Origin of the sequence: Halorubrum sp. PV6, from assembly GCF_003990725.2 — an archaeon.
Classification (GTDB): domain Archaea; phylum Halobacteriota; class Halobacteria; order Halobacteriales; family Haloferacaceae; genus Halorubrum.
The window spans coordinates 2,474,140-2,493,014 of sequence record NZ_CP030064.1 but is presented as its reverse complement, the minus strand read 5'-3'; the positions used below and the strand labels follow the sequence as shown (position 1 = coordinate 2,493,014).

Annotated in this window: 21 protein-coding genes and 1 tRNA gene; 18 read left to right on the top strand and 4 right to left on the bottom strand. The window is 68.3% G+C overall.

The genetic code is table 11. The features are described 5' to 3' along the window. The first annotated feature begins 78 nt into the window (after positions 1-78). The 4 genes from DOS48_RS26495 to DOS48_RS26480 all read left to right on the top strand — a co-directional run bounded on the left by DOS48_RS26495 (position 79) and on the right by DOS48_RS26480 (position 4,386). On the top strand, positions 79-1,881 hold the full coding sequence (locus DOS48_RS26495) for a PAS domain S-box protein (protein ID WP_127118584.1): 1,803 nt from the start codon (positions 79-81) through the stop codon (positions 1,879-1,881). A gap of 77 nt (positions 1,882-1,958) precedes the next feature. Beyond that, complete coding sequence (locus DOS48_RS26490) at positions 1,959-3,272, top strand: MFS transporter (protein WP_127118583.1); 1,314 nt, start codon at positions 1,959-1,961, stop codon at positions 3,270-3,272. Positions 3,273-3,306: 34 nt separating this feature from the next. Continuing rightward, entirely contained in the window at positions 3,307-3,585 is a 279-nt protein-coding gene (locus DOS48_RS26485; protein ID WP_127118582.1) for a zinc ribbon domain-containing protein, read from the top strand. 135 nt (positions 3,586-3,720) lie between these two features. Next, entirely contained in the window at positions 3,721-4,386 is a 666-nt protein-coding gene (locus DOS48_RS26480) for a phosphate ABC transporter permease (RefSeq protein ID WP_127118581.1), read from the top strand. 26 nt (positions 4,387-4,412) lie between these two features. Here DOS48_RS26480 and DOS48_RS26475 read toward each other — a convergent pair whose 3' ends face one another. After that, on the bottom strand, positions 4,413-5,270 hold the full coding sequence (locus DOS48_RS26475; RefSeq protein ID WP_127118580.1) for a 3-hydroxyacyl-CoA dehydrogenase family protein: 858 nt from the start codon (positions 5,268-5,270) through the stop codon (positions 4,413-4,415). A gap of 233 nt (positions 5,271-5,503) precedes the next feature. Between DOS48_RS26475 and DOS48_RS26470 the strand changes: the two genes are divergently transcribed. The 3 genes from DOS48_RS26470 (at position 5,504) to DOS48_RS26460 (ending at position 9,091) form a co-directional block, all read left to right on the top strand. Then, positions 5,504-6,307, top strand: a complete 804-nt coding sequence (locus DOS48_RS26470; RefSeq protein ID WP_127118579.1) for a class I fructose-bisphosphate aldolase — start codon at positions 5,504-5,506, stop codon at positions 6,305-6,307. Then, positions 6,307-7,203, top strand: a complete 897-nt coding sequence (locus tag DOS48_RS26465) for a class 1 fructose-bisphosphatase (protein WP_127118578.1) — start codon at positions 6,307-6,309, stop codon at positions 7,201-7,203. The genes DOS48_RS26470 and DOS48_RS26465 overlap by 1 nt, the downstream gene beginning before the upstream one ends. An 82-nt stretch (positions 7,204-7,285) precedes the next feature. Further along, positions 7,286-9,091, top strand: coding sequence for an acyl-CoA carboxylase subunit beta (locus tag DOS48_RS26460; protein WP_127118577.1), 1,806 nt, complete (start codon positions 7,286-7,288; stop codon positions 9,089-9,091). On the opposite strand, the gene DOS48_RS26455 is transcribed toward DOS48_RS26460, so the two are convergent. Further along, on the bottom strand, positions 9,086-9,634 hold the full coding sequence (locus tag DOS48_RS26455; RefSeq protein ID WP_127118576.1) for a DedA family protein: 549 nt from the start codon (positions 9,632-9,634) through the stop codon (positions 9,086-9,088). The genes DOS48_RS26460 and DOS48_RS26455 overlap by 6 nt on opposite strands. Positions 9,635-9,793: 159 nt before the next feature. Between DOS48_RS26455 and DOS48_RS26450 the strand changes: the two genes are divergently transcribed. Both DOS48_RS26450 and gfo6 read left to right on the top strand, forming a co-directional pair. After that, positions 9,794-10,321, top strand: a complete 528-nt coding sequence (locus tag DOS48_RS26450) for a redoxin domain-containing protein (RefSeq protein ID WP_127118575.1) — start codon at positions 9,794-9,796, stop codon at positions 10,319-10,321. Between the two features lie 150 nt (positions 10,322-10,471). Beyond that, positions 10,472-11,572, top strand: a complete 1,101-nt coding sequence (gene gfo6 / locus DOS48_RS26445) for a D-xylose 1-dehydrogenase Gfo6 (RefSeq protein WP_127118574.1) — start codon at positions 10,472-10,474, stop codon at positions 11,570-11,572. 34 nt (positions 11,573-11,606) lie between these two features. Here the strand turns inward: gfo6 and DOS48_RS26440 are convergent, their stop codons facing one another. Next, a complete protein-coding gene (locus tag DOS48_RS26440; protein ID WP_127118573.1) occupies positions 11,607-12,440 on the bottom strand; it encodes an aldo/keto reductase in 834 nt (277 codons plus the stop codon). Positions 12,441-12,842: 402 nt separating this feature from the next. Next, positions 12,843-12,913: transfer RNA gene (locus tag DOS48_RS26435), tRNA-Gly, on the bottom strand. 307 nt (positions 12,914-13,220) lie between these two features. On the opposite strand from DOS48_RS26435, the gene DOS48_RS26430 reads away from it, so the two are divergent. The 9 genes from DOS48_RS26430 to rpmC are packed head-to-tail and all read left to right on the top strand — an operon-like array spanning position 13,221 to position 18,874. After that, positions 13,221-14,087 carry a putative RNA uridine N3 methyltransferase gene (locus tag DOS48_RS26430; RefSeq protein WP_127118572.1) on the top strand — a complete coding sequence of 289 codons (867 nt, stop codon included), beginning with the start codon at positions 13,221-13,223 and terminating at the stop codon, positions 14,085-14,087. 4 nt (positions 14,088-14,091) lie between these two features. Continuing rightward, positions 14,092-15,108: a 50S ribosomal protein L3 gene (locus DOS48_RS26425; protein WP_127118571.1), complete on the top strand. Its 1,017-nt coding sequence runs from the start codon at positions 14,092-14,094 to the stop codon at positions 15,106-15,108. 3 nt (positions 15,109-15,111) lie between these two features. Then, on the top strand, positions 15,112-15,858 hold the full coding sequence (gene rpl4p / locus DOS48_RS26420; RefSeq protein ID WP_127118570.1) for a 50S ribosomal protein L4: 747 nt from the start codon (positions 15,112-15,114) through the stop codon (positions 15,856-15,858). Further along, positions 15,855-16,109 carry a 50S ribosomal protein L23 gene (locus tag DOS48_RS26415; protein WP_127118569.1) on the top strand — a complete coding sequence of 85 codons (255 nt, stop codon included), beginning with the start codon at positions 15,855-15,857 and terminating at the stop codon, positions 16,107-16,109. Before rpl4p ends, DOS48_RS26415 begins: the two co-directional genes overlap by 4 nt. 1 nt (position 16,110) lies before the next feature. Then, a complete protein-coding gene (locus tag DOS48_RS26410) occupies positions 16,111-16,833 on the top strand; it encodes a 50S ribosomal protein L2 (protein ID WP_004047227.1) in 723 nt (240 codons plus the stop codon). Further along, positions 16,830-17,255, top strand: coding sequence for a 30S ribosomal protein S19 (locus tag DOS48_RS26405; RefSeq protein WP_127118568.1), 426 nt, complete (start codon positions 16,830-16,832; stop codon positions 17,253-17,255). The genes DOS48_RS26410 and DOS48_RS26405 overlap by 4 nt, the downstream gene beginning before the upstream one ends. A 3-nt stretch (positions 17,256-17,258) precedes the next feature. Next, a complete protein-coding gene (locus DOS48_RS26400) occupies positions 17,259-17,723 on the top strand; it encodes a 50S ribosomal protein L22 (protein WP_127118567.1) in 465 nt (154 codons plus the stop codon). After that, on the top strand, positions 17,723-18,661 hold the full coding sequence (locus tag DOS48_RS26395) for a 30S ribosomal protein S3 (protein ID WP_127118566.1): 939 nt from the start codon (positions 17,723-17,725) through the stop codon (positions 18,659-18,661). The genes DOS48_RS26400 and DOS48_RS26395 overlap by 1 nt, the downstream gene beginning before the upstream one ends. Further along, a complete protein-coding gene (gene rpmC / locus DOS48_RS26390; RefSeq protein WP_127118565.1) occupies positions 18,662-18,874 on the top strand; it encodes a 50S ribosomal protein L29 in 213 nt (70 codons plus the stop codon). Position 18,875: the final 1 nt, after the last annotated feature.

Below are 18,875 nucleotides of genomic sequence, written 5' to 3'. Positions count from 1 at the left end.
CACGACGACACCGCCGACGAAACTCAGGACTGATATTTTCGCCGGTATTCGTTTACCTGCCGAGCGACAGAAGAGATCATGGCTGAACGCATCGACGTGTTGCACGTCGACGACGACGCTTCCGTACTCGACCTCACGGAGGCCTACCTCGAACGGGAACTGGACGCGGTTGCAGTCACGAGCGTCACGACGCCGTCGGCCGCGCTGGAGGAACTCGACGACGACCGCTTCGAGTGTATCATCAGCGACTACGACATGCCCGAGATGGACGGGTTGGCGCTTTTCGAGCGGATCTGTGAGACCGACTGCTCGACCCCCTTCGTCCTCTACACCGGGAAAGGCTCCGAAGAGATCGCCAGCCAGGCGCTCAACGCGGGCGTCACCGGCTACTTCCAGAAGGGCGGTCCAGAGCAGCTGCGCCGGCTCGCGAACCGGGTCGGGCAGGCGGTCGAGGAGCACCGGACCCGCGAGATCGCCGACCGCTACTCGACCGTCATCGACGCGCTCGGGTATCCGGTCTACGTCGTCGACGAGACGGGCACCTTCGAGTTCGTCAACGAGCCGTTCGCGGAGTTGGCCGGCTACGACGTCGAGGAGATCGTCGGAAGCAAGCCCGGATTGATAAAGGGCGACGACGCGGTCCACGAGTCCGAAGACCGGCTCGGAACCATCCTCTCCCGTGACGGGCCGGACATCCAGCGGTTCCGCGTCGACATCGAGCCGAAGGAGGGCGACCCGATCCCCTGTCGCGACCACATGGCCGCGCTGCCGTACGAGGGCGAGGAGTTCGACGGCAGCGTCGGCATCCTGCGCGATGTCTCGGAGGACGTCGAGCAGCGCGAGGAGCTGGAGACGAAGACCCGCGCGCTCGACGAGGCCCCGGTGGGGATCACCATTACCGACCCGGAACTGCCGGACAACCCGATGGTGTACGTCAACGACCGGTTCGTCGAGATGACCGGCTACGACCGCGACTACGCGGTCGGCGTGAACTGCCGGTTCCTGCAGGGGCCGGACACCGACGAGGCCGCGGTCTCGACGCTTCGCGACGCCATCGCGGCGGAAGAGTCGACCAGCGTCGAACTGCTGAACTACCGCCAGGACGGCACCGAGTTCTGGAACCGCGTCAGCATCGCCCCCATCACCGACGCCGCCGGTCGGGTCACGGAGTGGGTCGGCTTCCAGGAGGATATCACGGAGTTTAAAACCCGCGAGGCGGCGCTCAAACGCCAGAACGAGCGACTCGACTCGTTCGCGTCCATCGTCTCGCACGACCTGCGAAACCCCCTCAACGTCGCGCAGGGGCGCGTCGAGCTCGCGGAGACGACGGCCGACGAGGACGCCGAGATCGACGAGCACCTCGACGCCACCGCCGCCGCGCTCGACCGGATCGAGTCCATCATCGACCACACCCTCACGCTCGCCAGAGAGGGGGAGACGGTCGGCGACACCGAGCCGGTCTCGCTCGCGACGGTCGCGACCGACAGCTGGGAGACGGTCGAGACCGGCGCCGCGACGCTCACGGTCGAGACCGACAGGGAGGTGTCGGCCGACCCGGACCGGCTGCGGAACCTGTTCGAGAACCTCGCGCGGAACGCCGTCGAACACGCCGGGCCGGACGTGACGATCCGGGTCGGCGACCTCGACGACGGGTTCTACGTCGCCGACGACGGGCCGGGGATCTCGGAGTCGGTCGCGGACGACCTCTTCGAGCCCGGACAGAGCAGCGCCGAGGGGAACACCGGCTTCGGGCTGGCGATCGTCCAGGAGATCGCCAGCGCCCACGGCTGGACCGTCGAGGCGACCGCGTCGGACGAGGGCGGCGCGCGCTTCGAGATCCGCGGGATCAAACGACACTACGCGCCGCTCCCGGAGCCGTAATCGCCGGTCCCGCGCGAAACCGGAACGATACCCCCCGTTCACAAACGCCTTTGCGGTCGCGGCCGAAGCGGGGATAGATGGGCCTCGTCTCCGGCGTCCTCGACACCGATCGGCGGGTCATCGTCCTCGCGCTCGCCCGGATGGTCGGCGCCGCCGGGAACTCCTTTCTCATCGTCGTGTTGCCGCTGTACATCGCGAGCGATCTGGTCGACATCGAGTCGCTCCTCGGGTCCGCCGTCGGCGTCGGCGCGGCCTCGGTGACGCTCACCGAACCGCTGCTCATCGGCGTCGTCCTCTCGCTTTTCGGGTTCCTCAACAGCCTTTCACAGCCCCTGACCGGGCGGCTCTCGGACCGGACCGGCGCCCGTCGCCCCTTCGTGCTAGCCGGCATCCTGCTCTTGGGGACCGCAAGCGGGCTGTACACCGTCGCGGACGCCTACTGGCAGCTGATCGCCCTTCGCGCGGCACAGGGGTTCGGCGCGGCGCTCATCATCCCGGCGACCGTCGCGCTGGTCAACGAGTACGCCGCGAGCGACGCGGACCGCGGGGGCAACTTCGGCGTGTACAACACCTTCCGGCTGATCGGGTTCGGCTTCGGCCCGGTTCTCGCCGGCCTCGTGGTCGATCGCGGACCGTACGACCTCTCGGCGGTCGGTCTCCCCGTCCTCGACGGGTTCGACGCCGCGTTCGTGGCGGCCTGTGCGGCCGCGTACCTCAGTTTCGTGCTCGTCTTCCTGCTCGTCCGGGACGCCGCCGAGTCGAGCGCGGCGAGCGACGACCTCTCGATCCGCGTCCGCGGGGACGGGCGACTGCTCGACCCGGTGTTCGCTCTGGGGCTGGCGACGGTCGCGATGGGGATCTGTATCGCGCTGTTCGCGACCCTCCAGACGCAGGTGAACGCCCGCCTCGATCAGGCGCCGGTGTGGTTCGGACTCCAGTTCGCGGCGGTCACCATCGCCAACGTCCTGTTTCAGGTGCCGGTCGGACAGGCGAGCGACCGGATCGGGCGTCGTCCGTTCCTCCTGGTCGGGTTCGTGCTGCTCGTCCCCACGACGCTCCTCCAGGGGATCGTCACCGACTCGGTGGTGATGACGCTCGTGCGGCTGGCACAGGGGATCGCCGTGGCGTGCGTGTTCGCGCCGTCGCTCGCGCTTGCTGGCGACCTCGCGCGGGAGGGCGAGTCCGGGACGACGCTGTCGGTGCTCACGATGGGGTTCGGCTTCGGCGTCGCGGTCGGGCCGCTGGCCTCCGGCTGGCTCTACGGGTTCGGCTTCGTCGTCCCGTTCGCGGCCGGCGCCGGCCTCGCGGTCGTCGCGCTCGTGACCGTCGTGACGCAGGTCCAAGAGACGCTGGAGACGGGCGGCGAGTCGGCGACGGCGACGGCGGACTGATATTTATAAGTCGCCGACGGTCGAACCGGCGGCCGTGTCCCGCGACCGCGTCCACTGCGTCGACTGCCGGGAGCCGATCCCGAGCGACGCGCGGATCTGTCCCCACTGTGAGGCCGTCCAGCCCTCGCCGCTCCTCGACGCCGGGGTCGTCGTCGCCGGCGTGTTCGCGTTCGTCTTCGGCGTGATCCTCGCGGTGATGACGCTCGGTACGACCCGCCTGCTCGGCCTCGTCCTGATCGTGCTCGGCTTCGGCCTCGCCGTCGGCGGCTACACTCGGTACCTCGACCGGCAGTCGGGCCGGCAGGGGCGCTGAGGCTCGCGCGGGCGTCGGTCGCCCTGCTCGACTCCCGTCGCCATCTGCCTCCCGTCGCTGCCACCTGCCTCCCGTCGCCGCCATCGCCCTCTCGTCTCGCGACCTTTTAAGTCGGCCCGCGCTCCACCTGCTGGCATGATCACGCCACTCTCGGCCGGGATCGTTCTCGCGGGACTGCTCCTCGCGTTCGTCGGGGCCGCGGTCTCCGTCTACGCCGTCACGCTGACCGGGGTCCTCGTCGGCGCCGGCGCCGGCTACGTCGCCGCTCCGAGCCTCGCCGGGCTGATCGCCGTCGACGGCCTCCTCCTCACCGGCGCGGCCGCCGCGCTCGGCGCCGCGGTGGGCGGGTTCCTCGCGTACGCCGGGCTCTCCTTCGCGGTCGTCGCCATCGGCGGACTGGTCGGCGGCTTCGCCGGTCGGTTCGCCGTCGGGCCGATGTACGCGGCCGACGCGACCGGTATCGAGGGGACGCTGCTCCTCGTCGGCGCGACGCTGGCCGGCGTCGCGGTCGGGGCGCTGTTCGGGTTCGTGTTGAGCCGGACGACGCTCGTCGTCTCGACGGCCTTTATCGGCGCGGCGTTCGCGTCGCGGTCGATCACCCCGGCCACGCTGGACGCGGCCACCGCACAGACGTCGGTCGAGCCGCTGCTGTTCGACGTGACCGCGCCCCTCTTTCTCGCCGTCTTCGTCCTCGGCGCGCTCTCGCAGGTCGGGCTGTTCCGGTTCGGCTACGTGACGAAACTGGTCGGGCTGCTCCCCGGCGCGCGCCGGTGGACCGCGGGCGACGAGAAGGACTCGTAACTCGCCGTGCCGGTGTTCGACGCGCTCTACTCGTACTCGTAGAACCCGCGGCCGGTTTTTTTCCCGAGGTCGCCCGCCTCTACCTTCCGTTTCAGGAGGTACGCCGGCTTGTACCGGTCGCCGAGTTCGTCGTACAGCGTCTCGCTGGCGTTGACCACCACGTCGAGGCCGATGTGGTCGGCGAGTTCCAGCGGCCCCATCGGGACGTTCGTCCCGAGTTTCATCCCCCGGTCGATATCTTCCTTGTCCGCGACGCCCTCGTCGTACGCCCGGACGCCCTCGTTTATCCACGGCATCAGAATTCGGTTCGTGACGAAGCCGGGCTTGTCGTCCGCCTCCCACGTCTCCTTGCCGAGGTCCTCGGCGAAGGCGTGCGCGAAGTCGACGACCGCGTCCGTCGTGTGTTCGCCCACGACGACCTCCACGCCGTCCATTATCGGGACCGGGTTCATGAAGTGGAGGCCGACCACGTCGCTCGCGCGGTCGGTGGCGCTCGCGACGGCCGTGATAGAGAGCGTCGAGGTGTTGGTCGCGAGGACCACGTCGTCGTCGGTCACCGCGTCGAGGTCGGCGAATATCTCTCGTTTCACCGCAAGATCTTCGACTGCGGCCTCGACGACCACGTCGGCTCCCGCGAGGGCGTCGAGGTCGGTGGTGCCCGTTATTCGGTCCCGGATCGCTTCCGGGGCGTCGTCGAGCCGCCCCTTCTCGTCGAGCCGGGCGAGGCTGTCGTCGATGCTGTCGAGCCCGCGCTCGACGTACTCGGGCTCGATGTCGCGCATGGTGACCTCGTAGCCGGCCGTCGCCGCGACCTGCGCGATCCCGTTGCCCATCGTCCCGGCGCCGACGACGCCCACGACGTCGATGTCTGCTAACGCTCGCATGCGGCACGCTGTCGCGCCGGGCGTGGTAAGTATTGCGGCTTCCTGCCCGAGACGACCACCCACGGGAGGCGCGTTCGTCCTGCGTGCCATAATTAACTATTTGAGTAGTAAGTATGTTCTCTCTCAATCTCCGTTAGAAACCGTCAAGACGCGCGGAACCGGCCGAATTCAATTCTTTACGCCCGCCCGTCCGACCATAGTGTTTTTTACCGATGTAACGGGAGTATGAATCGATGCTCCCACACGCCGCCGACAACATCTCGCGGGACGGTAAGTCGCTCATCTTGGCGTACGACCACGGGATCGAACACGGGCCGGTCGACTTCGAGCCGAATCCCGAGACGGCGGACCCCGAGCGGATCTTCGAACTCGCCACGCACGAGGCGGTCACCTCGCTGGCGGTCCAGAAGGGGCTCGCCGAGGCGTACTACCCCGACTACGAGGACGACGTCAACCTCCTTTTGAAACTCAACGGGACCTCGAACCTCTGGCGGGGCGAGCCGAACAGCGCGGTCAACTGCACGCCCGAGTACGCGGCCGAGTTGGGCGCCGACGCGATCGGATTCACGGTCTACGGCGGCTCGAACCACGAGATTGAGATGGCCGAGGAGTTCCGGACCGCACAGGAGGGCGCCCGCGAACACGACATGGGCGTCGTCATGTGGTCGTACCCCCGCGGGCAGGGCCTCCGCAACGACGGCAGCCCCGACGTGATCTCGTACGGCGCGCGCCTCGGCTTGGAGCTCGGCGCCGACGTGGTGAAGGTGAAGTACCCCGGCTCCGCCGAGGCGATGGGTCACGCCGTCGAGATGGCCGGTCCGGCGGACGTGGTGATGTCCGGCGGGACGATGCGCGACGACAAGGCGTTCCTCCGGAACGTCGCGAACGCCATCGACGCGGGCGCCACCGGCGTCGCTGTGGGGCGGAACGTGTTCCAGCGTGACGACCCCGAACGCATCCTCGACGCGCTGGAAGCCGTGATCTTCCAAGAGGTAGCGCCCGACGAGGCGCTGGCGATCGCCGAGAGCGACGACTGATGGCCGACCCTGCGTCGGACGGCGGCGCCGACTCGACCGTCGAGGCGGTCTTCGACGCGGTCGCGGCCACCGCCCCCGAGATCCGCGCCGCGCTCCCCGGTCGCCGCGTCGAGAGCGGGACGGAGAACGCCTCCGGCGAGTCCGTGCTGGCCGGCGACCTCTACGCCGACGAACTGCTCGGCGAGGCGATCACGGCGGTCGACGGCGTCGGCTCGTTCGTCAGCGAGGAGCGCGAGGCCGCCGTCGACGCCGGCGGCGCGGTCGGCGAGGGCGCGTACGCGGTCGCCATCGACCCGCTCGACGGCTCCTCGAACCTCCGGTCGAACAACGCGATGGGCACGGTCGTCGGCGTGTACGACGCCCCGCTTCCGGCGACCGGGCGCGACCTCGTCGCCGCCGGCTACGTCCTGTACGGCCCGATCACGACGATGGTCGTCGCCGACGCGTCCGGCGTCCGCGAGGAGGTGGTCGCGGGCGACGGCGAGGGCGTCGAGCGGTCCGTCGTCGAGGCCGACCTGCGACTCCCCGACGACCCGCTCGTCTACGGGTTCGGGGGGCGCGTCCCCGACTGGCCCGCCGACTTCACCGCCTACGCCCGCGAGATCGAGGACGAACTGAAACTCCGGTACGGCGGCGCCATGGTCGGCGACGTGAACCAGGTGCTCACCTACGGCGGCGTCTTCGCGTACCCCGCGCTGGTCGACGCGCCGGACGGGAAGCTCCGGCTCTCCTTCGAGGCGAACCCCATCGCGTACATCATCGAGCGGGCGGGCGGGACGGCGACCGACGGCGAACAACACATCCTCGACGTCGAGCCCGAGGGCGTCCACGACCGCGTGCCGCTGTACGTCGGCAACGAGGAACTGGTCGAACGGCTGCAGGCGGCGCTGGCGTAGCGCGGCGCGTCTTTTCGAGCCGCCGGGGCGACCGCGAACCCGCATGGAAAACTGTTTAGGATCTACCGCAAATCTTGCGTCCATGAAAGTCCACGTCGGCGCGGCGGCGACGCCCGAAGAGGCCGAAGCGATCGCGAAGTCGCTCGCCGAACATCTCGGCGTCGGCGTCGACGTTCACGTCGGCGAGCGCGCGGAGCCCGCCGCGAGCGCCGACCCGCCGGCGGTCGACTACCCGCTCGACGACGACCTCGGCCCGACGGACCGCGAGCGCGCGCTCCGGGAGGAGATCGACGACATCCTGGAGGGCGGTCCGGAGAAGTACCGCCAGCGACTCCCGGAGCAGGGCAAACTGTTCGTCCGCGACCGGCTCGACCTCTGGTTCGGCGGCGAGGGCGGCACGCGGGGGGCCGGCGACGCGAGCGCGACCGACGGCGACCCCGCGGGACTCCACTTCGAGGACGGGAAGTTCGCCGCCTTCGACGACTGGCACCCGAACGCTCCGACAGGCGACGAGGAGGACGCGGCCACCGACGACCGGCTCCCCGGCGACGGCCTGCTCACCGGCGCGGCCGAGTTCGAGGGTCGCGACGTTCACTTCATGGCCAACGACTTCACCGTGAAGGCGGGGTCGATGGCGGCGAAGGGCGTCGAGAAGTTCCTCCGGATGCAACAGCGCGCGCTGAAAACCGGGAAGCCGATCCTCTACCTGATGGACTCCTCGGGCGGTCGGATCGACCAGCAGACCGGCTTCTTCGCCAACCGCGAGGGGATCGGGAAGTACTACTACAACCACTCGATGCTCTCCGGCGCCGCCCCACAGATCTGCGTCTTGTACGGCCCCTGTATCGCCGGCGCCGCCTACACGCCCGTCTTCGCCGACTTCACCGTGATGGTCGAGGGGATGTCGGCGATGGCCATCGCCTCGCCGCGGATGGTGAAGATGGTCACCGGCGAGGAGATAGAGATGGACGACCTCGGCGGCCCGCGGGTCCACGCCGAGGAGTCCGGCTCCGCGGATCTCGTCGCCCGCGACGAGGAGCACGCCCGCGAACTCGTCGCCGACCTCGTCGGCTACCTCCCCGACAAGGCGGGCGAGAAGCCCCCGAAACGGGAGCCGAAGCCCCCGAAGTTCTCGCCCGAGGGGATCGACGAGCTGATCCCCGCCTCGCCGAACCGACCCTACGACGTCCGCGACCTCCTCGACCGGATCGCCGACGCGGAGTCCGTCTTCGAGCTGAAGGAGGGGTACGGCTCGGAGATCGTCACGGCGTTCTGTCGGATCGACGGCCGGCCTGTCGGCGTCGTCGCCAACGACCCCACGGTTCGCTCGGGCGCCATCTTCCCGGACGCGGCGGAGAAGGCGGCGGAGTTCATCTGGACCTGCGACGCCTACGAGATCCCCCTGTTGTACCTCTGTGACACGCCGGGGTTCATGGCGGGGTCGGGAGTCGAGAAGGACGCGATCTTAGAGAAGGGCAAGAAGATGATCTACGCCACCTCCTCGGCGACGGTCCCGAAACAGACCGTCGTCACCCGGAAGGCGTACGGCGCGGGCATCTACGCGATGGGCGGCCCCGCCTACGACCCCGAGAGCGTGATCGGGCTCCCGTCCGGCGAGATCGGTATCATGGGGCCGGAGGCCGCGATCAACGCCGTCTACGCCCGGAAGCTCGCCGCGATCGACGACCCCGAGGAGCGCGCCGAGACCGAGGCGCGCCTACGCGAGGAGTACCGCGAGGATATCGACATCCACCGGATGGCCAGCGAGGTCGTCATCGACGAGATCGTCGCGCCCTCTTCGCTCCGCGAGGAACTGGCCGCGCGCTTCGCGTTCTACGAGGATGTCGAGAAGGACCTCCCGGACAAGAAGCACGGCACGGTGTTATAAATACGCGACCGCGCCGGCGCCGAACGCGCCGAGGGCGTCACCGAACCCGAACACCACGGCGACGCCGACGGCGGCCAGCGCGCCGACGTAGGCCACGGACCCGACGAGCGACGCGGCGGCGAACCGCGGCGCGGAGACGGACGAGGCGTTCGCGGTTGGGACGGCGAGCCAGCCGCGGGTGCCGGGGACCGCGTTCGAGGCCGCCACCGCCGGCAGGCCCCATCGGTCGAACCAGCGCCCCACGCCCTCCAACTGCCCCTCGTCGACCGGGACCAGCCTGAGCGACGTGGGGTCCGCGTCGAACCGGCGCACCGCGACGAACACCACCGACTGGCCGACGGTCGCGCCGACCACCGCCGCGGCGAACACCGGCAGCACCGCGACCGCCTCGACGCCGACGGCGACCACGGCGGTGACGAACAGGGTCCGCGCCGGGAGCATCTTCCCGACGAGCGCGCCTTCGAGCGCGAAGACCGCGAAAATGGCGATCGCACCGTAGCTGTCGACGAGGGCGAGCGCCGTGGCGGCGTGAGAACCGAACACGACACCAGTCGGTCGTCGGGACGTAAAACTCTTACACCGTGAAATACGCTCGCAGGTGTCGTCCCGTCCGTTTAGCGCTTCGATCGGCGTTTCGGGTGCGCGGATACGCCGACGAGGCCGGGGGTGAGTATTTATCAGTGGCAACCAAACGTGTCACCCATGATCGATGTCGGCGTCACGGCTCCCGACTTCATCGCCCCCGCGGTCACCGCCGGGACCGCCGCGGAACTGGAGCTGTTCCGGCTCGTCGACCGCCACGATGCGGTCGTCTGCTGTTTCGCGCCCGCGAACTTCGTCCCGACCTGTACCGCGGCGCTCGCCGGTGTCCGCGACGCGGGCTGGCACGGCCGCGACGACCTCGCCGTCGTCGCCCTCACCGGCGACTCGCTGTACGCGGGGTTCGCGTACGCCGACCGGTTCGAATTCCCCTTCCCGATTGTCTCAGACTTCCACGGGACCGTCGCCGAGTCGTACGACCTCCTCGCCGAATCGTGGGAGGGTCACTCGCAGATACCGCGCCGGGCGGTCGTCGTGATCGGCGGCGACTGGACGGTGCGGTTCGCCGAGGCGACGATCGACGCGCTCGACCGCCCGGCGCCCTCGCCCGTCCAGAACGCCACCGCCGCACTTCGCGATATCGGCATCGACGTCGACCGCCCGCGAGTGGACTACGACGGGCCGTGGTGAGCGTTCGACGGCACCTCCGCGTGTCGTCGAGTCTCGCCTCGTCGGGGATTGCGTGCTCTGCATCGTCGATTTTTGCGCGTTTCGCGTCGCCGGGGTTCGGGCCGTCCGCGTCGCCGGGGTTATTTCACGTCCGCACGCGGACGGGCACGCATGGAAACCGCCCTGGCGGAGTACCTCGATGGGTTCACGCGCCGCGACTGGGAGACGCTGGACCGGGAGGCCGTCACCGACCCTGTGAGAGTCGCTGTCGTCGGCCTCGGCTGGTTCGCCCGCGAGTGGGCGCTGCCGGGAATCGCCCGGTCGGCGTACACCGAGGCGACCGTCGTCACCGACATCGACGCGGACGCGGTGGAGACGGTCGCCGCCGAACACGACGTGACCAAGGTGGATCCCGACGCGTTCAGATCGGGCGCCGTCGCGGACGCGTACGACGCGGTGTACGTCGCGACGCCGAACGCGACCCACCTTGGGTACGTTCGCGCGGCCGCAAAACAGGGGAAAGCGATTCTGTGCGAGAAGCCGCTGGAATCGACGCTGGACCGCGCTCGCCGCCTCGTGGATGTCTGTCGGGAGGCCGACGTGCCGCTGATGGTCGGCTACCGCATGCAGACCGACCCCGCCGTCCGCCGGCTCCGTGACCTCCGCTCGGCGGGCGTCGTCGGCGACGTGGTTCACGTCCACGCGACGATGTCCCAGACGATGCTCGGGGAGCTCGCCGGCGACACCGATCAGTGGCGGCTCGACCCCGAACTGTCCGGCGGCTGTGCGCTCATGGATCTGGGCGTCTACCCGATCAACACGACCCGATTCGTTCTCGACGAGGACCCGGTGCAGGTGTCGGGCCGGACCCGAACGCGCCACGAGGCGTTCGCGGGCGTCGACGAACACGCCAGTTTCCGGCTGGCGTTCCCCGACGGCGTCGACGCGCTGTGTACGGTGAGCCAGAACGCCGAGCACGCGAGCCGGCTGGAGGTCACCGGCACGGACGGGCGCCTGATCCTCGATCCGGCGTTCTACGAGCGCGAGGACAGGGGGTTCGCCGTCGTCCGCGACGGCACGCGCGTCGACGTCGACTTCGAGCAGGTCCACCAGATCGAAGCGGAGTTCGCCTACTTCGGCCACCAGCTTCTGGCCGGCGAACCGTTCCACCCGGACGGGGACCACGCGCTCACGGACGTGCGCGCTATCGACGGCATTTATCAGTCGGCCGAGACGGGGGAGCCCGTCGACCTCGATACGGATCGGTCGTAAGCGCAAGGCTCGCGGCCGGCGCGAGAGGCGTCGGCTACTGCTCGATCCCGTACACGTCGCTCGTCCAGTCGCGCGCCGGGGTGTCGTACACCGGTTCGTCGCGGTCGCGCCCGTCGAGTCGCCGCCGGTCGGCGGCGTCGAGCTCCCAGTCGAGGTCGGCGTTGGCCCGGACGTGTTCCGGGGTCGCCGACCGCGGTAACGCGACCACGTCGTTGTCGAGCGCCCACCGCAACACGACCTGCGCGGGGTGTTTGTCGTACGTCTCGGCGAGGTCGGCGACGACCTCGTCGTCGAACACCGCCGTCCGCGCGAGCGGGGCCGCGGCCTCGATCACGGTGTCCGACTCGTGGCAGTAGTCGACGAGATCCGGGCGCTGGAACCAGGGATGGTACTCGATCTGGTTGACCGCGATCGGCACGTCCGCGACGTGGTGCGCGCAGCTGAGTTGGTAGGCGCTAAAATTCGAGACGCCGACGTCGCGGACGAGCCCCCGGTCGTGGAGTTCGGCCATCGCCTGCAGCGTCTCGCGCAGCGAGATTGCCGGGTTCGGCCAGTGGATGAGGTATAAATCGAGATAGCCGGTGCCGAGTCGGTCGAGCGAGGCCTCACACGACTCGATCACCGACTCGTAGTTGAGGTTCTTCGCGAGCACCTTCGAGGTGAGAAACACCTCGTCGCGGTCGTACTCGGCGAGCGCCTCGCCGATCGCCGCCTCGTTGTGATACCCTTCGGCGGTGTCGATGTGGGCGTAGCCGGCGTCGAGCGCCGCACGGACGCTGTCTGCCGTGTGGTCGCCGAGGTCGTACGTCCCGAGTCCGAGCGCCGGCAACTCGGCGCCGCTCGGGAGCGTCTTGGTTGGAACGGTCATATCCAACCGGTTCGGCGGATCGCCGATTGAAACTACCGGTCGCGGAGAAGTGGCGGTCGGTTCGCTCGCCGGCGGCTCACGCTTTCATTTAAATGGATGAATCATACCGGCCGAGACTCCCGTGAGCAGCGAGAGACCTCTGGTCTCTCTGGCAGCCGGCGCGCAGCGCCGGCGACGCAGCGAGCGGGAAGCCGGGCGGCACACGACCGTAGGGAGGCACCGGCAGAGATTTGAACGCAGAATCAGACGTGCTCGCTCGCTTCGTCCGCTGCGCGCGACTGATAGCGTTCAAATCTCTCTCGGTGATTGCTTACGTTGTGTGAGAAAAGCACCGGCCGAGACTCCCCGCGAGCGCAGCGAGCGGGGAGTCAGGCCGGTGTATCTTCGAGCGTAGCGAGAAGATGCACCGGCCGAGATTTGAACTCGGGTTGCAACCATGGCAAGGTTGCGTGATACCACTACACTACCGGTGCGTGCTTCGCAATTTCACATAGCCCGAGTCGGAGGTATAAGCGTTCCGAACGACGCTCGACGACGCACCCTCGGCGCCGACCGGAACCGCCCGACCCGTCCCCCTTTTCGCCGCCATTTGCGTGTTGTGACGGCCGTGGGGCGGCCGCGTCGGCAGTACCCCCTTGCGACGGCCGACCGTGTGAACGCCTGTCTCGATCGAGAGCCGAAAACGCCCGCGAGACCCCGTGTGAACGCGCCACAGCCCGAAAGCGGGACCGCTATCCTTTTACGACGCCGTCTGAAATCGAGGGGTACAGTCTCGCCACGATGCGTACCGAAGACGGACTCACGATATGTATTCCGTCTTCGGTCGTCCGGGAAGCCGAAGACGACCGCGAGGCAACTCGCAAACTCGGCTACGTCGCCCGTGCGGCGGCGGTGTTCCGGGCGGATCGACTGGTCGTCTTCCCCGACGGGGAAGGCGAGCGGCGACGGGGCGGCGAGTACGTTCGGACCGTGCTGGGGTACGCCGCGACCCCTCCGGGGCTCCGAAAGGATCTCTGGGGGGAGCGCGACGAACTCCGGTACGCCGGCGTGCTCCCGCCGCTCCGCGTGCCGTGGCGGACCGGCTCGACCCCTAGCGGGGAAGAGTCGAAAACACAGGGACTCGTGACCGAGGTCGGACCTGAAGGCCGCGTCCGGGTCAATTCCCCGCTGCGGGAACACCCGATCTCCCTGCTCGTGCCCTCCGGAATGGAGGTCGAGCAGGGGGAGCGCGTCACCATCAGGGTCTCTTCGAGAGAACCGGTCCGCGCCCGCATCACCGGGAAGCCGGAGGACGGTTTCCAGGTCGTGGAAGCGGACCTGTCGGAAGCGCTCGCCGGCGACGGCTTGGCCGTCGCGACGTCGCGACACGGGGAGGAACTCTCCGTCTCGCGGCTCGGCGGCATCGTCTCGGACGCGCGGGAGGTCGGCGGCTACACCGTCGCCTTCGGCGCGCCCGAACGAGGGCTTCCGGAGATGCTCGGGCTTTCGCCCGACGACATTCGGGCGGCCGTTTCCGACGGCCGCTCGGTCGAACCCGATCCGGGGTTCGACCTCTGGCTGAATACGATCCCGGCACAGGCGAGCGAGGTCGTCCGAACGGAGGAGGCTCTGTTCGTGACTCTCGGCTCGCTCACACTCACGGAGTAAACACATGCCACAACCAAGCCGACCACGAAAAGGCTCGCTGGGCTACGGCCCGCGTACCCGCGCAGACCGAGAGGTCCCGCGCATTCGATCGTGGCCCGACGACGACGGAGCCCCAGCACTGCAGGGGTTCGCCGGCTACAAAGCCGGTATGACGCACGTCGTTATGGTCAACGACGAGGCGAACTCGCCGCGTGAGGGAATGGAAGAGTCCGTTCCCGTCACCGTCGTCGAGACGCCGCCGATGTACGCCGTCGCCCTGCGCGCCTACGAACAGACGCCGTACGGAAAGAAGCCGGTCGAAGAGGTATGGGCGACCGAGTTCCACGAGGAGCTCGACCGCGCGCTCGACCTCCCGGCGGAAGACACCTTCGAGGAAGACGCCGACGAACTGCGTGCGCTTTTAGACGAGGGCGCGGTCGACGACGTCCGCGTCATCACCCACACCGTCCCCTCGGAGCTCCAGAACGTTCCCAAGAAGAAGCCCGATGTCATGGAGACGCGCGTCGGCGGCGGCTCCCTCGAGGAGCGCGTCGACTTCGGACTCGATCTGGTCGCCGAGGGCGGCGCCCACGAGTTCGGTGACGTCTTCCGCGCCGGTCAGTACACCGACGTTTCGGGCATCACGAAAGGGAAAGGGACCCAAGGCCCCGTCAAGCGATGGGGCGTTCAAAAGCGGAAGGGCAAACACGCCCGCCAGGGATGGCGGCGCCGGATCGGCAACCTCGGTCCGTGGAACCCATCCCGCGTCCGCTCGACCGTTCCCCAGCAGGGGCAGACCGGCTACCACCAGCGCACCGAGCTCAACAAGCGCCTCATCGACTTCGGCGAGGGCGACGACGCCAGCGTCGACGGCGGCTTCGTCAACTACGGCGAGGTCGACGGCGACTACGCGCTCATCAAGGGCTCGCTGCCTGGTCCGGACAAGCGCCTGCTTCGCTTCCGCCCGGCCATCCGGCCGAACGACCAGCCGCGCCTCGACCCCGAGGTCCGGTACGTATCCACCGCATCCAACCAGGGATAATACATGAACGCAACAGTACACGACCTGGACGGCGGGGACGCGGGCAGCATCGAGCTGCCGGCGATCTTCGAGACCGCGTTCCGACCGGACCTCATCGGTCGGGCAGTCTCCGCCGCACAGGCTAACCGGAAACAGGCCTACGGTGCCGACGAGTTCGCTGGGCTGCGAACCCCCGCGGAGTCGTTCGGCTCCGGGCGCGGGCTCGCACACATCCCCCGCTCCGAGAACGTTGCCCGCCGCGTCCCGAGCGCCGTCTCGGGCCGCGCCGCGCACCCGCCGAAGGCCGAGAAAGACCAGACGAAGAGCCTCAACGACAAGGAGCGACAGCTCGCCATCCGGTCGGCCATCGCGGCCACCGCCGACGCCGAGCAAGTCGCCGAGCGCGGTCACGCGTTCGACGAGGACCTCGACCTCCCGCTCGTCGTGAGCGACGAGTTCGAGGACCTCAACAAGACCCAGGAGGCCCTGGGCGTGCTCGAAGCCGTCGGCGTCGACGCCGACATCGAGCGCGCCGAGGAGGGTCGCTCCGTCCGAGCCGGTCGCGGGAAGACCCGCGGTCGAAAGTACAGCCAGCCGAAGTCCGTCCTGGTCGTCACCAGCGAGGAGCCGTCCCGCGCCGCCCGAAACCTTTCGGGCGTCGACGTCGCGACCGCGCGAGAGGTCAACGCGGAAGACCTCGCGCCGGGCGCGCATCCGGGCCGACTCACGCTGTGGACCGAGAGCGCCATCGAAGAGGTGGCTGACCGATGAACTCCATCATCGAGCATCCGATAGTCACCGAGCAGGCGATGAACGAGATGGACTTTAAGAACAAGCTGCTGTTCCTCGTCGACATCGACGCGACCAAACCCGAGGTCCGCGAGGAAGTGCAGGACCGGTACGACGTCTCCGTCACCAACGTGAACACGCAGGTGACTCCGCAGGGAGCCAAGAAGGCGACTGTCACGCTCTCCGCGGACGACGACGCGACCGAGATCGCATCGCGCATCGGGGTGTTCTAAGATGGGACGACGAATCCAAGGACAGCGGCGTGGACGCGGCGGCCCGACGTTCCGGGCCCCCTCCCACCGCTACAAGGCGGAACTGTCGCACAAGAAGCTCGAAGACGTGGACACGATCACCGGCGAAATCGTCGGGATCGAACACGACCCCGCTCGCTCGGCTCCGCTCGCGGAGATCGAGTTCGAGGACGACGACCGTCGGCTCGTGCTCGCGCCGGAAGGCGTGCGCGTGGGCGAGACGATTCAGGTCGGCGTTTCGGCGGAGATCAAGCCGGGGAACACGCTCCCGCTGGCCGAGATCCCCGAGGGTGTCCCGGTCTGTAACGTCGAGAGTAACCGCGGCGACGGCGGGAAGTTTGCGCGCGCCTCCGGCGTGTCCGCGACGCTTCTCACCCACGACCGCGATGTCGCGGTCGTTCAGCTTCCCAGCGGCGAAGTGAAGCGCCTCGACCCGCAGTGCCGCGCCACGATCGGCGTGGTCGCCGGTGGCGGTCGGACGGAGAAACCCTTCGTCAAGGCCGGTAACAAACACCACAAGATGAAAGCGCGCGGGACCAAATACCCGCGCGTGCGCGGCGTCGCGATGAACGCCGTCGACCACCCCTTCGGTGGGGGCGGTCGCCAACACCCCGGCCAGCCGAAGTCGGTCTCGCGGGACGCCCCGCCGGGACGGAAGGTCGGTGACATCGCATCCAAGCGCACCGGACGAGGTGGCAACAAATGAGTTCAGATTACCGCACCGGCCGCGAGGGCAAGGAGTTCGCCTACCGCGGTCACTCGCTCGACGAGCTACAGGAGATGGACGTAGAGGAAGTCGCGGAACTGCTCCCCGCTCGCCAGCGGCGAAGCATCGTTCGCGGCCTCGGCACCGAACAGCAGAAGCTGCTGGAGACGGTCCGGAGCCGCGACAAGGAGACGACGGCGGACAACCCGATTCGAACGCACCTGCGCGATATGCCGGTGCTGCCGGAGTTCGTCGGCGTCACCTTCTCCGTGTACAACGGACACAGCTTCGAGCGCGTGCAGGTCGAACCCGAGATGATCGGTCATTACCTCGGTGAGTTCCACCTGACTCGAAGCACCGTCGAACACGGTCAGGCCGGCATCGGCGCGACCCGGTCCTCGAAGTTCGTGCCCCTCAAGTAATCCATGGGAATCAACTACAGCGTCGAGGCCGACCCGGAGACCACCGCCAAGGGGATGCTCCGCGATCGGCCCATCAGCGTGAAGGACAGCAAGGAGATCTCCCGAGAGATCAAAGGCGAAACCGTCGCCGACGCCGAGGAGTTCCTGCAGGAAGTCATCGACGAGGAGACCTCGGTGCCGATGCGCCAGCACAACGCCGGCGCGGGCCACCGCTCCGACATCGACGGCTGGGACGCGGGTCGCTACCCGGCGAAGGCTTCGAAGGACTTCCTCAAGCTCTTAGAGAACGTCAAGAACAACGCCATCGAACAGGGGTTCGACGGCGAGGAGATGATCATCAAACACGTCGCCCCTCACAAGGTCGGCGAACGACCCGGTCGGAACCCGCGAGCCGCGGGCGCGACCCAGTGGAATACCACCCTCGCCGATGTCGAACTCATCATCGAGGAGCCGGAGGCTGACGAATAATGGCTGACGAACACCAATTCATCGAGGACGGCCTGCGCCGTTCACAGATCAACGAGTTCTTCGCGGACGAGCTCGGCCGCGCCGGCTACGGCGGCATGGACGTCGCTCAGACGCCGATGGGCACGCAGATCGTCCTGAAGGCCGAAAAGCCCGGCATGGTGATCGGGAAGGGCGGGAAGAACATCCGCAAGATCACCACCGAGCTCGAGGACCGCTTCGACATGGACGACCCGCAGATCGACGTTCAGGAGGTCGACGAGCCCGACCTGAACGCGCAGATCGTCGCGGACCGTCTCGCGAACGCACTGGAACGCGGCTGGTACTTCCGGAAGGCCGGTCACACGACCATCGACCGGATCATGGACGCCGGCGCCCTCGGCGCCGAAATCGTCCTGAGCGGGAAGGTCACGGGTGCACGCTCGCGCGTCGAGAAGTTCAACCGCGGCTACATCAAACACAACGGCGAGCCCGCAGAGGAGGTCGTCGACCACGGCCAGGGCGTCGCGGTGATGAAGCTCGGGACGATCGGCGTCAACGTGAAGATCATCCCGCCGGGCGCACAGCTCCCGGACGACTTCGACATCCGCGAGGACGCCGAGGTCCCAGAAGTCGAGCAGGCGACCGTCGACGTCGGTGACGACGAGGGCGTCGAATCGCTCCTCGAAGAGGAGCCCGAGGAGGTGCCGGACGTCGGCGCCGACGAGGAGGTCGACGTGCCCGACGAGGACCCCGCCGACGTCATCGACGAGGAAGTCGTCGAAGAGGTCGTCGAGGAGACGCAGGACACGGCTGCGGACGCGACCGACGTTGCCGCCGAAGAGCCGGTCGGCGACGCCGACGCGGACGATGTCGACGAGCTCGACGAGGAGATCGAATCGGAGGCGGCCGACCTCGTCGCAGAGATGGAAGCGGCCGACGAAGACGAGGGGGACGAATAAATGGCGATCCTCTACACCGACGAGATCCGCGACATGACGGCAGCCGAGCGCCAGGTCGAACTGGAAGAGCTCGAAACCGAGCTGCTCAACTCGAAGGCGCAGCGGGCGGCCGGCGGAATGCCGGAGAGTCCCGGCCGCGTCAAGGAGATGAAAAAGACGATCGCGCGGATCAAGACGATCCAGCAGGAAGAAGGCGACTTCGACGACGAATAAC

Excerpts from the sequence above, each read along its gene's own strand:
- DOS48_RS26425 (WP_127118571.1), top strand. The coding sequence starts at position 14,092 with ATGCCACAACCAAGCCGACCACGAAAAGGCTCGCTGGGCTACGGCCCG.
- DOS48_RS26490 (WP_127118583.1), top strand. The coding sequence starts at position 1,959 with ATGGGCCTCGTCTCCGGCGTCCTCGACACCGATCGGCGGGTCATCGTC.
- DOS48_RS26450 (WP_127118575.1), top strand. The coding sequence starts at position 9,794 with ATGATCGATGTCGGCGTCACGGCTCCCGACTTCATCGCCCCCGCGGTC.
- rpmC (WP_127118565.1), top strand. The coding sequence starts at position 18,662 with ATGGCGATCCTCTACACCGACGAGATCCGCGACATGACGGCAGCCGAG.
- DOS48_RS26410 (WP_004047227.1), top strand. The coding sequence starts at position 16,111 with ATGGGACGACGAATCCAAGGACAGCGGCGTGGACGCGGCGGCCCGACG.
- DOS48_RS26460 (WP_127118577.1), top strand. The coding sequence starts at position 7,286 with ATGAAAGTCCACGTCGGCGCGGCGGCGACGCCCGAAGAGGCCGAAGCG.
- DOS48_RS26415 (WP_127118569.1), top strand. The coding sequence starts at position 15,855 with ATGAACTCCATCATCGAGCATCCGATAGTCACCGAGCAGGCGATGAAC.
- DOS48_RS26405 (WP_127118568.1), top strand. The coding sequence starts at position 16,830 with ATGAGTTCAGATTACCGCACCGGCCGCGAGGGCAAGGAGTTCGCCTAC.
- DOS48_RS26480 (WP_127118581.1), top strand. The coding sequence starts at position 3,721 with ATGATCACGCCACTCTCGGCCGGGATCGTTCTCGCGGGACTGCTCCTC.
- rpl4p (WP_127118570.1), top strand. The coding sequence starts at position 15,112 with ATGAACGCAACAGTACACGACCTGGACGGCGGGGACGCGGGCAGCATC.
- DOS48_RS26470 (WP_127118579.1), top strand. The coding sequence starts at position 5,504 with ATGCTCCCACACGCCGCCGACAACATCTCGCGGGACGGTAAGTCGCTC.
- DOS48_RS26495 (WP_127118584.1), top strand. The coding sequence starts at position 79 with ATGGCTGAACGCATCGACGTGTTGCACGTCGACGACGACGCTTCCGTA.
- DOS48_RS26395 (WP_127118566.1), top strand. The coding sequence starts at position 17,723 with ATGGCTGACGAACACCAATTCATCGAGGACGGCCTGCGCCGTTCACAG.
- DOS48_RS26400 (WP_127118567.1), top strand. The coding sequence starts at position 17,259 with ATGGGAATCAACTACAGCGTCGAGGCCGACCCGGAGACCACCGCCAAG.
- DOS48_RS26465 (WP_127118578.1), top strand. The coding sequence starts at position 6,307 with ATGGCCGACCCTGCGTCGGACGGCGGCGCCGACTCGACCGTCGAGGCG.
- DOS48_RS26475 (WP_127118580.1), bottom strand. The coding sequence starts at position 5,270 with ATGCGAGCGTTAGCAGACATCGACGTCGTGGGCGTCGTCGGCGCCGGG.
- gfo6 (WP_127118574.1), top strand. The coding sequence starts at position 10,472 with ATGGAAACCGCCCTGGCGGAGTACCTCGATGGGTTCACGCGCCGCGAC.
- DOS48_RS26440 (WP_127118573.1), bottom strand. The coding sequence starts at position 12,440 with ATGACCGTTCCAACCAAGACGCTCCCGAGCGGCGCCGAGTTGCCGGCG.
- DOS48_RS26430 (WP_127118572.1), top strand. The coding sequence starts at position 13,221 with ATGCGTACCGAAGACGGACTCACGATATGTATTCCGTCTTCGGTCGTC.